At 42.0% G+C, this 11641-nt stretch carries 10 protein-coding genes and 1 pseudogene; all 11 read right to left on the reverse strand.

Features of this window, described 5'->3' with window-relative positions:
• Window positions 1-22: 22 nt before the first annotated feature.
• On the reverse strand, window positions 23-1450 hold the full coding sequence (locus I2I04_RS15095; RefSeq protein ID WP_195655373.1) for a hypothetical protein: 1428 nt from the start codon (window positions 1448-1450) through the stop codon (window positions 23-25).
• Between the two features lie 4 nt (window positions 1451-1454).
• Window positions 1455-2309, reverse strand: coding sequence for a glycosyltransferase family 2 protein (locus I2I04_RS15100; protein WP_195655374.1), 855 nt, complete (start codon window positions 2307-2309; stop codon window positions 1455-1457).
• Between the two features lie 11 nt (window positions 2310-2320).
• On the reverse strand, window positions 2321-3478 hold the full coding sequence (locus I2I04_RS15105; protein ID WP_117683744.1) for a glycosyltransferase family 4 protein: 1158 nt from the start codon (window positions 3476-3478) through the stop codon (window positions 2321-2323).
• A gap of 69 nt (window positions 3479-3547) precedes the next feature.
• The gene (locus I2I04_RS15110) at window positions 3548-4672 is read right to left on the reverse strand and encodes a glycosyltransferase family 1 protein (protein WP_195655397.1); all 1125 of its coding nucleotides are present in this window, start codon (window positions 4670-4672) and stop codon (window positions 3548-3550) included.
• Between the two features lie 66 nt (window positions 4673-4738).
• Complete coding sequence (locus I2I04_RS15115; RefSeq protein ID WP_195655375.1) at window positions 4739-5650, reverse strand: SP_1767 family glycosyltransferase; 912 nt, start codon at window positions 5648-5650, stop codon at window positions 4739-4741.
• Between the two features lie 2 nt (window positions 5651-5652).
• Window positions 5653-7107, reverse strand: coding sequence for a lipopolysaccharide biosynthesis protein (locus tag I2I04_RS15120; RefSeq protein ID WP_195655376.1), 1455 nt, complete (start codon window positions 7105-7107; stop codon window positions 5653-5655).
• Between the two features lie 17 nt (window positions 7108-7124).
• Window positions 7125-8072 carry a glycosyltransferase family 2 protein gene (locus I2I04_RS15125; RefSeq protein ID WP_195470519.1) on the reverse strand — a complete coding sequence of 316 codons (948 nt, stop codon included), beginning with the start codon at window positions 8070-8072 and terminating at the stop codon, window positions 7125-7127.
• Window positions 8073-8107: 35 nt separating this feature from the next.
• Entirely contained in the window at window positions 8108-9226 is a 1119-nt protein-coding gene (locus I2I04_RS15130; protein ID WP_195655377.1) for a glycosyltransferase family 1 protein, read from the reverse strand.
• Window positions 9227-9291: 65 nt separating this feature from the next.
• Window positions 9292-9549: a hypothetical protein gene (locus I2I04_RS15135; protein ID WP_195655378.1), complete on the reverse strand. Its 258-nt coding sequence runs from the start codon at window positions 9547-9549 to the stop codon at window positions 9292-9294.
• Between the two features lie 658 nt (window positions 9550-10207).
• Window positions 10208-10363, reverse strand: a pseudogene (locus I2I04_RS23280) (glycosyltransferase family 1 protein); the annotation flags it as partial.
• A gap of 79 nt (window positions 10364-10442) precedes the next feature.
• Window positions 10443-11636 (reverse strand): glycosyltransferase, encoded by a 1194-nt coding sequence (locus I2I04_RS15140; protein WP_195655379.1) that lies wholly within the window; start codon window positions 11634-11636, stop codon window positions 10443-10445.
• Window positions 11637-11641 lie beyond the last annotated feature (5 nt).

The raw sequence follows: 11641 nt of genomic DNA on the forward strand, positions 1-11641 counted from the left end.
CTTTTTAGCCTCGTATTTGAATTTATTCAACTCGTTTCTTCAACTCCGTCTTTTTATCCGAGTCTTTTAGCATATTTACAAAATAGAGTGCATCCGCTTTGGCAGAAACACTTGTCGGATTCGTTTCATACCGTTTCACGAAATTCTCGGCGTGTTCTGCCAGGTATTTCCGGCAGTCTATATTTAACATGATACCGTTTTCATAGTTTGCAAAGGATAAACCAGTAACTTCATCATTGGATGATATTTGTTTGATATCTTCTTTCTTGATACCGGATAGATTGACTGTTACAGAGGGATAATAGAAATACTCTTGCCCGGGTAAATGAACTGTCAGTTTGATAGTGTGCTCATTCTCATAGTTCACTTCCGTTGTACCATGTACCTGATAGTAATTATATTCATAATATTCCTCTTGATTGGGCATCCACATAGAATCATCCCCATCTTGTCCGTAGGTATCGTTGAGCCATAACAGAAATTCCGCCCAACTGGTATCTGTTCCATGTACACCGGCATATATTATCTCACGCTGCTCGCAAGGGTACGACAATTCGTTTACAATTTTTTCTTTTATCTCATCATGGTTATTGAAAAATATTCTCTCAATTAACTTATTTTCTAAATTTAACATTTCCTCAAACGGGTGTATTCTTTCGCCTCCAGTTTGCAGTGTAAACGTTTTGATAACAGGGTAGTTGTGAGCTGCTTCCACATAATTTTTATTTCCGTTTGGCTCTGCTAGCATTTTACATCCTCGTCCCAGGCGATTAAGAATGATATTCTGTGCTATTTCATAATGTGCCAGGATATCGTTTGGATTATTTATATCCGTTGCCATTACGTCGTGGAAGGCAATGCCTATACCAAAGTTTAGCATTTCTTTGACGTTTCCCCATACTAGTCCGTTTTGTTCATGAAAGCCATTGTCTTTTTTATTTATGGTTGTGACATTGTCCATCCATTTTTCTTCAGGCGCAAGAGTTGTTGCGAATGAGAACCGTACTTCATTTTCTGCTCCATCTGTACTTCCCAGAGTTTTTCCAAGATAATAGCAATCGGAGGGTAGGTCGTTTGTTTGTAGATGCGGTAGATCGTAGAATGATTTTTTTGACAATGGTTTTCCATTAATAGCTGCCCAAGTGTAGCAAAAGGCTGCATGCCTACAGTCATCCTGGGTGAGCATAAATAACCATGATTTATTATATTTTAGTGGTGGGATTACAGCATCCGACAGAGTGGGCTGTCGTACTCCCTCTTTTATATGAATCGTGATTTCTGCTGTATGGCTGATTGGTTCATTTATATATGGATAAAGAAATTCCGGGTTACTAATCACTTTTTTTTCCGCAAGACTATCATCATAAAGGTTTTTATTCTTTATACAACTGATGGTTGTGATGTACAAGAATAAAACTATAATACTATTAATGGTTCTTGTGATTCGCATATTTTTATTTCTTTTTTACGAGATTACTCTCCTCATCCTTATATTCCTTTTTCTTTGTGAAAAGTCCTCCTATTTCTTTCATCCTGCTGATGACACGTACCTTAAAACTATTAAACAAACTTCCATCAGCTCCCACCGTGCCATATCCGGTTACGGCACGCGCACGTCTTTTCCGTACAAATGCGATTTTCCCGAATTGTTTGAGTTGCAGAGCCAGATACCCGTCTTCACCACGGATAATATCCGTGCGGATTCCTGTTTTCCGTGCATACTCCGTCCGGTAAGCAAATACCAGTCCGCGCACGCTCAATTCGGGACGTTTGAAAGACTGTAACCATAAATGCAAATCGCGTGTAGACTCATAAATTTTCAGTCCCAGCCACGAATGATCTTTGTCAGGAATATAACTCCAAAGCGAACTGGCCGCCACTATACCCGGCTTTTTGAGTGCGTCTACTATTGTTTCCACATACTTTGGCGGGTACATCGTGTCAGAATCAATGTTGATATGATATTTTCCACGAGCCTGATTCAGTCCGCAGAGGCGTGCGAAGCCGCAACTATGTTGTGTTTCTGTAAAATAAGTCACTCCGCAGGCTTCGTAAATCTCTGCTGTGCGGTCTTTTGATTCGTTGTCTACCCCAATGATTTCTACGGGATATTTGCATTTCATCTCGCTCAATGACCAAAGGCAGGCAAGCAGATGTTTCTCCTCATTGTAGCCGATGAGTGATACAGTGACAAGCGGTTCGTTACTCTGCAATCCGGCCAGATTGCGGCGTACTTCCTCAATAACGGTTTGCGGAGCTTCCGCAAAAGGTTTCTCATATACCTGTAAATACTTAGAATACCATTTCATGGGCTTTTGATTTATGATTTTTGCGACTGTTGACTGTTGGCGGACAGTTCCTCAAACAATCGTTTCCACTGTTTTACAATATTTTCCATTTGAAAGCGTTGGGCGTTTATACGAGCCTGCCGCCCCATATCCATTCGAATGTTCTCATTCTCTATCAGATAGGCGATTTTCTCCGCCAATTTTTCTATGTTTTCATTTTCAACCAGCAGACCGTCTTTTCCGTCATCGATAATGTCTTTCGGTCCGCAAGGACAGTCGAAAGAAACAGGTGGTACGCCACATGCCATTGCTTCGGTAATAACCATTCCGAATCCCTCAAAGCGGGATGAAAGAACAAAAATCGAACTTTCGCAATATTTATCTACGATATTAGACACAGTGTGTTCCAGTATGCATGAATCCGTCATCGCCAGTTCGTCAATTCTTTGTTGGAAAGAGTCTCTTAACACTCCATCTCCATAAATGCGCAATGTCCATGTCGGATATTTTTTAGAGATGATGCTCCAAGCTTCTATCAATAAATCGAATCCTTTTTGTGGAACGTATCTTCCTGCAGCAATGACTTGATGTGCGCTGCATGTTGAGAAACGCTCTGTTTGTGTAATGATAGGGTTGGGGATTACACAGATATTATTTAGTTCGGGCCAAAAAGCAGTCTCTTCATGCGTGAGGACGACAAACTTATCCAATTGCTTTAAATTTTTCAGCAACTCTTTTTCCCATTTCTTTTGTAGAATACCCCCGAAGTACCCTCCTTTACTTGTACCGTAGGAGTGGCGCGTTACATGGAATTCGCCGACCTTTTTGCTCCCGTCGGCGATGGAGTGGATAAACTTCATTTCCCGTCGTATGGTTGAGAGTGTGATGTCCGGCCGTATATCCATCAGCAGACGTGTGAAACGTTTGCGGAATTTATAAAAACGGAAGGGGTACTTCAGTAATTTGCTGATCGGCGATTGGTTGAACGGCCAATCAAATGATATGCCGAGGTCTATATGCTTCACTTTGGGCGAAAGAGCAAAATGAATTTGTCTGTCCCGTTGTTCCGACGTGATGATATACACTTCATAACCTTCGCAATGTTCGGCCAGATAGTTTGCTTTGAATGTGACGATTCGTTCTAAGCCACCGGGTGCATAAAGTGAAGGTAAGTAATATGCAATTTTCATGATTGAGCGTTTTTTAGTTTGTTTTTTTGCAATGGTATATATTTCGTAATCGGGACGCCTATACAAAATTTAGATGGAGGCTCCTGCCTTGTCAATGACTTTCTGCATTTGAGTTTTCCATGACAGAGGGCGGACTGATTCGCGTATCTCTGCAGGTGTCATTTTTAAGGTGTTACGGAAGTTAATCAATTCTTGAATATCAATCGGAGATTCATCGGGCTGTACTTTCCATACATAGGGAGTAAAATCGAAGTCCTCATCTGTTTCCGAGTAAGTGAAGGCAAACCCTCGTGCGGCATATTCTCGATTCTTAAGTGTTTTGATGGATGTAATTCCGCTACGATGTCGTCCCAGACTACCGATGGCGAAGTCGGCTTTTTCGAACATGGCATCCAGTTCGTCGCCATGTAAAGGACCGTGCAGAAGAACATAAGGTTCCAGATGATTATCACGGATGACAGGTAGAATCTCTGCCCGTTCCCGTTCGCCGGATAGTGGACCTACAATATGAAAGTAGACTTTATATTCCGGATTGTTACGGTAATAGTCCGCCAATCCTCGTACGAGACGGTCGAACCCGTGCCAGTAGTGCACTTCCGCCACTCCGATCAGGTGTAGCTCTTTTGTGGTGTCATTTTGATGTTTCCTCATTGGAATCTCTTCAAAATCAATACCATTTGAGATACGTATGGTGTGTCCGCCAAAGATATTTTTCGCATTGGAGAAGGTGATGATATTATCCAGACTTTTTGCAAGTTTCTTGCGGAAACAACGGTCGATGGCAAGGTGAAATTTTGAAGAACGGGTGATATACTCCTGATCGTAAGGATATGTGGGTATTTCCATCACTACTTTTGCGCCTGTACGTTTCAATAACTTCACCAGTCGAAGGGTGAAAGGACTGGCGTTGTGAAAAGAGCGCATGTATACAAAGTCGATTCCTTCACGGCGTGCATAGTCAATGATAGGCGAGTAATAGACACGTCTCCATACCTTTGCAGCAAAGCCTGTGCCAAAATCGGCAATCACTTCGTCATTCACCATCCAACGCCGTTCACCATAAGGGGTAACATCGTAGTGACACAAGCGAACATCCACTCCACATTCTTTGAGAGCTTTTACCTGATAACGTATTTTCTTACTGATTCCGTTGGCCTCATTGAAGCCGTGAAATATAAGGAAAAGGGCTTTCATTCGTTTTTTTTCTGTATTCAATGATTGTTTATTCTGTTTTCTTTTTCTCAAACTGTTTTTTCTTTTTCAAACGATTTGGGCGATGATTTGTTTCCGGTATTCTTCTCCGGCATCAGCCACTTCGCTGCCTATAGCGGTTTCGTTTACATATTTTCGTTCCAGTTTCACTTTTTTATGGGCTCCCATCCGCCACCATTCATACTCAACGTCTACATGACCGACATCAATGGCCTGATAACCAGCTTTAAACAAATCGTATGCCAATACAGTGGCCGTGGGACCGAGGGCGATGAGAAACAATGCTCCTTTTTCCACTTTGCAGGCCTCACGCTTGATGTCTTCCATGCGTTCGAATGCGTCTTTGGGCGGGCAAAGAATACGTCGGATGCTCCGGGCATTGTCGAAAAGATCATTGCCCACTCCGAGCCGGCTTTTCTCTCCTTCGATGAAGACGATGTCCCGGTTCTCCCAAATACCTTTCATGTCGCGAAACCATCGGGCGGAATCTTCTTTGCGGGCAAAATCCATATAAGGACGCGTGACGAATGTATTATAATATTTTCGTCCCGCTACCAGCAGACGGTCCCAGCACGAACCGTACAGATAAAAATGAGTTCTCCAAAAGCGGCGGCTTTTGCGATTGTAGCGATACAAATCGCGAAATGCGTCGGAGATACAGACAATATGTCCTTCCTCGTGGCTTTGTAGCACTTCGGTCAGTCTCTTGGCTAGTAGCGGATCGCCTTTCTGGAAGCGGATTTCCTTTTCCGGACTGGTGAGCAACACTTCGCCATCGCCAAATCGGCTGACAGAACAACGGTCGTCGATAATTTTGCATATCGTTTCGTCAATGGAAGCTACTTGCGGCATGATTTTTCCCTTTTTCCGCAAGACGATGTACCAGAAATTGTACCATTCCACAGTGCTGCCATATCTTATTTTATAACGTAGCGTTATGATCATGTTTCGTATATTCATAGCTATAGATTTTTTATTCTTAACGACCGCACTTTGCCGATAATGTCATACTCATGCGTCATTTGTATATAAATGCCAAAGATAATAAAACTAACGATACTTTTGGCTATAATTGTCACAAAAATATTCATCCCTTCCAGTGCATACTGCATGGGAATGAGGGCTAATGCTATCAAAATGCTAATGATGAACGGAGAAATAAGCTGACGAATGAATGGCCACGCACTTCGACGGAAGGTTATCCGGTACATTTGCCAGTAACACTGTATAAAGTTGATGGTGAACGTCACCACAATGCAACTAGCCACTGCTGTCAGCGTTCCGAAATAGAAGATTCCGAGCAGTATGCCTGTCACGTTGAGCACAGACGAAAACACTCCGCATACAAATAAGCTCCGTGTATCGCCTGCCGCCTGAAAGATGGAACCGGACGAGGAGAGTATGATCTGAATTCCTACGGAGAGCGACAGGATCCGGAACACGGGTACGGACGGCATCCATTGATGACCGAAAATAATGATTGTCACTTCTTCTGCCGTGAAGAAAAGCAATACGCTAAGCGGCAGGCCGATGAAGGCGAGAAAACGGACAATGCGTTCGTAAGAGCTTAACAGTTTTCCTTTATCATTCTGGAAATCACTGAAGATGGGGTGCATAACCGGAGTGATGACCTGTGTGATATTTTGCAAAGGCAGCATCATCAGACGGTATGATTTTTCGTAATATCCCAAATCGGACATACTCATGTATTTGCCAATCAGTAGTTTATCCAGATTCCGGCTGAAATAGTTGATGACGTTGAACAGGAATTGATAGGCGGAATAGGAAAATATCTTCCGAAGCACCGTTAATCCGAGGGTGAAACGCAGCCGTTGGGGGTATCGCTGAAAAGATATAACGAATATTAATACGCTGGATGCAATAGGATTGATAATCAATGCGTACAATCCTGCTCCGCAAAGGGCGGCAGTCACGGCGGCGGCTCCTGCGGAAATTTGGATAACGAAGCTGCGGATGGCTATGAATTTAAATTCTTTGTTCCGGTAAAATAGTGCTCCCGGTACGATGGTGGCAGAGGCAAAAAAGAGGTTGACGGACAGCAGTTGGCATAAAGTTCGCAGGGTATCGCTCTGGTAATAACCGGCAATGAACCACGAAGAAGCGAAAAATAAGACGCTGATTCCGATGCCTGTCCATATAGTGAATGAAAAAATGTCCGACAAATCATCTTTGGTGAGCGATTTGTGCTGTATGATGGCGGGAGACACTCCCATGTCGGTAAGAAGGTTGAAGAAGGCGATGATGACAGTGGCGACGGCTACGATTCCGAAGTCGTCCGGCGATAGCAGGCGGGCCAGTATTCCTGCCACGACAAGAGAGATGAGGACGCCGCTGTATTTGGCTAGCGCAGTGTAGAATACTCCTGAAAAGAGTTGTTTTTTGATATTGTTTGTCATTGCTGTTTGTTCTTGTTTTAATGATTAACGAGTAGGGATTTGAAAAGTAGTGCCCCTATTGTTCTTGCTGATACGTATTTCTTATACTTGTGTACACACAACCACGCAAGTTTGATTCGCTCCGGCAATCGGAGTGAATGTGCTTGCCACATGACAGCATTGAGCATCTGCGATAAATATAAGTCAATAATTTCCTTGTCTTCATTTTTTGCAGTCTGTTTTTTGAATTTGAGCATCTCCTGTGTTACGACAAGATATCCTTCAATGTTTCGGTAGGCGAATTGGCAAGTCATAATTGAATTTTGTCTCATACGCCGTTGAAAGAATGTCCGCTTAATGCAGGCTGTTCTTGTGGCTTGTAGGTATAATAAGGTGGTGAATAATTGATCTTCATGCACAATGCCGGGATAAAATTGCAAATAGATTTTTTCTAAAAATCCTTTACGGATTAGGTTCAAGCAGGGTGAAGGTGTGTATTCTTTGTTTTGTAATTGCAATTTGAGAGCTTCACTGCCATTATAAACTTTTTCCTCCAATTTGCCGGTGCGTCTATAATTCAAAGAGGGGACATTTTTAATATTATTTTCATAAAAGCTTTGTGCGTCGAAAAATACAAAATCAAGTTGCATTTCTTCGCATTTTAGGTAACAGACTTCCAGGGCATCTTCTTCCAGAAGATCGTCGCTGTCCATGAAATAAATGTATTTGCCGCGAGCATGGCTAATGCCAAAGTTGCGTGCTGTTGATTGTCCCTGATTGGTTTGTGTATAAACTTGTATGCGATGGTCTGTGTTACTTATTTCTTTTAAAATTTCAGGACTTCCATCTGTCGACCCATCATTGATAATGATTATTTCCAGTTCTTTCAGACTTTGGTGTATGATACTTTCTATTGCTTCCCGAACGTATTTTTCGGTGTTGTAAACGGGAATGACAACGCTGACTTTTATCTTGTTATTTTCCATATTTTCTGTAATCTGATAAGCTGCTAATGGTAGTGTCACAACTTGTTTGGCAACTCTTTGTAGAGTTTGGCATATTGCTTGCCCACTTTGTCTATACGCATATTTTCCAAAGCGTATGTGTAATTCGTTTCTCCCTTTCCAAAAGCAGATAATTGTCGGGCTTCTTTCAGTGCCCGTACAATATCAGTTTTATTGTACGGAGAGAAAGTGGGGTTGCCTGTGCTTTTTAATAATTCACCGATATTACCAACATTAGGCCCTATGGCTATTTTGTGAAAGAGAAAAGCGAGAGGAATATTTGCAGAGTTTAGTACATCTTTCCGCTGAATGAATATGACGTCCGAGGCTGTCATATAATAAGGTAAATCACACTCGTCTATCAGTTCGTCGCTGGCTCCTCCTTGTAGTTTATATATCCGGTTGAGCAGCGGCATGAGCAGATAGTAGCCGGCTCTTGAAATCCATCGTTTGAGAAAATTCTTGCCGTAGTTGTAACGTCTCGAAAAAGGGTAGAGGCGTGGAGCCAATAGCAACTTGCGTTCCTCGTCCCATGTGCGGAAAGCTCCGAGCACCATGCGTATCTCTTCACGGTTGCGGAATTTACCGAAGGCGGTGACAATGAATGCTTCTTGAGACAGATTGAGATACTGGCGCGCACGTTCTACACTGATATCTTCTTTGTACGTATACTGGTAAATATGGTGTGGGATAATGGCATTGTGGCTATCGGGATGCTTGGCGAGAAATTCGTCCCGGCTGAAACGTCCCATGTGTACGATCATGTCACTTTGCGATTCGATAATATCGTAAGCCTGTCTGATGATTTCATTTGCATTATGAGGGAGGAGGTTATGCCTTGTGTAGACGAAACGCGCTCCTCCGGAACGAAAAAAACGAATTCGTTCTTCCAGGAGCCGGATGATGTCGGGATCGTTGCACGTCCGGCCTACTGCTTCTTCCGGCCATTGGAAATGTATAATGTCATACATCGTGTCCGATTCCCAGAAATCTTTAGTGGAACATCGAACGTCAATACCAGCCATCCTGATCGCATCGCACAAGATGGGTACGAACAGATTGTCCATATCCCCGTTTTCTCTAAAAACGATGAGTGCTTTTACCGATGGATTGTCTGTGTCTTCACTTTCATTCATGTTTTTTTCTTTGATTTTGAATCAGCTAAGCTATGCTACAAAGGTACTAAAAGATATGAAAATACCTATCTTTTTTTGATCTTCTTTTTCTTGATTGGCCTTTTGGGTGAACCATTCTTCTTAGTCGCACCAAGCTTCCCGTATTTCAGGAGTGTGCTCTCTCTTTGCCGGCGTCTTCTGTTCAGTTCTTCCACGTCATTAGACTGTTGCAGGAAGAGTAACTGGCTCGGATTATGGTTGAGTAATTCACTAGAATCTACGAGGTTGAATAACACAGAAAAACATTCAGCTAATACTACAAAGTGAAAAAAAATATCTATCATAGTATCATTCATTTTAATAGTCATCTTACTATCAGTATAATACATATGATAGATAGCTTCTAAAAAATGTATCTATCATGCTTTTACCAGTAAAAACAAGTTGTCTATCATTGACAAATAGCAGTATAAGGGCCATATAGGTGTAAGATAGCTTGTTTTTGTCGCAATGAAGCCATGTAAATCCGATTATTGTGGCTTAATAATCCAACTGTAATGGCGATAAGTTTATAGCCCACATATGTGGGCTATACATCCTGCATGTGTGGGCTGTACGGTTTACATGTGTGTGCTGTACAGCCTGCACATGTGAACTATAGAAAAACTAACGCTCTCAATAGATTATTAGGCTGTCAAATACAGATTATCATCCTATAAAGTGTGCATCCTTATGCCTTTAAATGGGTATTCTCACCTAATACTATACTAAAATGGACGCAGTATAGGTGTGATAGATGCCCGTTTTTTGTAATAAAAGTATGATAGATACATTTTTTAGAAGCTATCTATCATATGTATTATACTGATAGTAAGATGACTATTAAAATGAATGATAGCATGATAGATATTTTTTTACCATGTAGTATTTATTGAGGCCAATTGTATACGGCTACCAGTTGCTCTTCAGGTAAATGTAAAACATCAAGAATCCGTTTACATTCCAAAGTGGGTAAGTGGGGCATTTTAGTTCGATAATATGTACATTCTCCGATTCTTCCAAGCATCTGTCTTCACTTGGAGTAACGAAAATGAAATATTCGTTTGCATGGTCATTTTTTTGCAATTCCCGAATACTTTCAAGAGCAACGAAATCCATACCATGTTTGTTGGTGCGGAAGATTCGTTGAACTTCAATAGCGATTTTCTTAATTATTAATTCCTGTTATATTTGATATTTATTTATGGTGTTCACCATGTTCTGTATGGATGAATTTTTTATTGGCTCCTTTTAATTTGAATAAGTTACCTATCATAGTGACTGCAAGCATCGGAACTTTTAGAATGGCTTTTCCTACCTGCTTGGTGAATAATTTATCGCCCGATATAGGTAGTGTCATGGCCGCTACTTGTGCCGTTGACAATATCCACCATTTTATTGCTATCATCCATTCGTGGCCGCCATTGTACAAACTTAATATAATGCCGGTAACGGTAAAAACGAACGTCAGTCCAAAGACTCCTGCCAATTGAACCAGCCGTGGAGGGAGCATCCATTGGAATATCTTATTGCAATAGTCTATATTCCCTTGTAAAAGTGCTTTGGGTAAATGTGGCAACGAAGTACGAAGAGCGCCAAATTGTGCGGCTATCCAGCGTTTGCGCTGGTTGCTGATGGCTTCTTTCTTTTGTGTTTTCTCATCAAAAACAAGCAAGTCGGGCAGATAAACTGTATAGATGCGTTGTTGTAAAAGCATGGCTTCCAATTCTTTGTCTTCACCTGCTGTCCGGAGATATTTCACCTGCTGGCGAAACCATTTTGCTTCAAAAGCCATTCCCGAACCTGATAGTCCGGCAGAAAGCCCTACGGCATTATGACCGCTACGGAAGAAACCATTGTTTATTTCTTCACTGATACTGTCGAGAACGGAAATGTCTGTGTTTAGATTCTTTCCTGTCCGGTGGGCCTGTGCAGATTTTATGCCACTATCAAAAACGCGGTTGATTGTGGACAGAAAGTCGGGCGTTGTCATATTGTCGGCATCCATGATGACTACAATGTTGTATGCGTCCGTATCAATGGAATCCATTGCCAGTGTCATTGCTTTGGCTTTCGAACTTTCCGTGTAATTTGCCGTTAACAGACGGATGGGAAGGGCTTGCAGCGCTTCGTTTGTTTCCGGTTGCATCTGATCGGAAATGACTACGATATCATAGAGCTCTTTCGGATAATCTTGCTTAAGAAAGCTCTCTACAGAGGCGAGAATTACACGGTCTTCCTTGTAAGCAGGAAAGAGCACGGCGATGCGTCGAAGCATACGGGCTTCAGGATATTGGGGAGCCCGGTAAAATTTGGAGGCAATAGCGTATAGCAATAGGTAGCATACGCATAACGCGAGGGGAATGTAGAGAATCCAGTCAATGATGTTCATAGTAT

It is taken from the genome of Bacteroides sp. 1001136B_160425_E2 (assembly GCF_015559655.1).
In the GTDB taxonomy this organism is placed as follows: domain Bacteria; phylum Bacteroidota; class Bacteroidia; order Bacteroidales; family Bacteroidaceae; genus Bacteroides; species Bacteroides luhongzhouii.

Coding starts and splice junctions, on each gene's coding strand:
- I2I04_RS15100 (WP_195655374.1), bottom strand. CDS start 2,309: ATGAAATGGTATTCTAAGTATTTACAGGTATATGAGAAACCTTTTGCG.
- I2I04_RS15095 (WP_195655373.1), bottom strand. CDS start 1,450: ATGCGAATCACAAGAACCATTAATAGTATTATAGTTTTATTCTTGTAC.
- I2I04_RS15110 (WP_195655397.1), bottom strand. CDS start 4,672: ATGAAAGCCCTTTTCCTTATATTTCACGGCTTCAATGAGGCCAACGGA.
- I2I04_RS15130 (WP_195655377.1), bottom strand. CDS start 9,226: ATGAATGAAAGTGAAGACACAGACAATCCATCGGTAAAAGCACTCATC.
- I2I04_RS15125 (WP_195470519.1), bottom strand. CDS start 8,072: ATGGAAAATAACAAGATAAAAGTCAGCGTTGTCATTCCCGTTTACAAC.
- I2I04_RS15115 (WP_195655375.1), bottom strand. CDS start 5,650: ATGAATATACGAAACATGATCATAACGCTACGTTATAAAATAAGATAT.
- I2I04_RS15140 (WP_195655379.1), bottom strand. CDS start 11,636: ATGAACATCATTGACTGGATTCTCTACATTCCCCTCGCGTTATGCGTA.
- I2I04_RS15105 (WP_117683744.1), bottom strand. CDS start 3,478: ATGAAAATTGCATATTACTTACCTTCACTTTATGCACCCGGTGGCTTA.
- I2I04_RS15135 (WP_195655378.1), bottom strand. CDS start 9,549: ATGATAGATATTTTTTTTCACTTTGTAGTATTAGCTGAATGTTTTTCT.
- I2I04_RS15120 (WP_195655376.1), bottom strand. CDS start 7,107: ATGACAAACAATATCAAAAAACAACTCTTTTCAGGAGTATTCTACACT.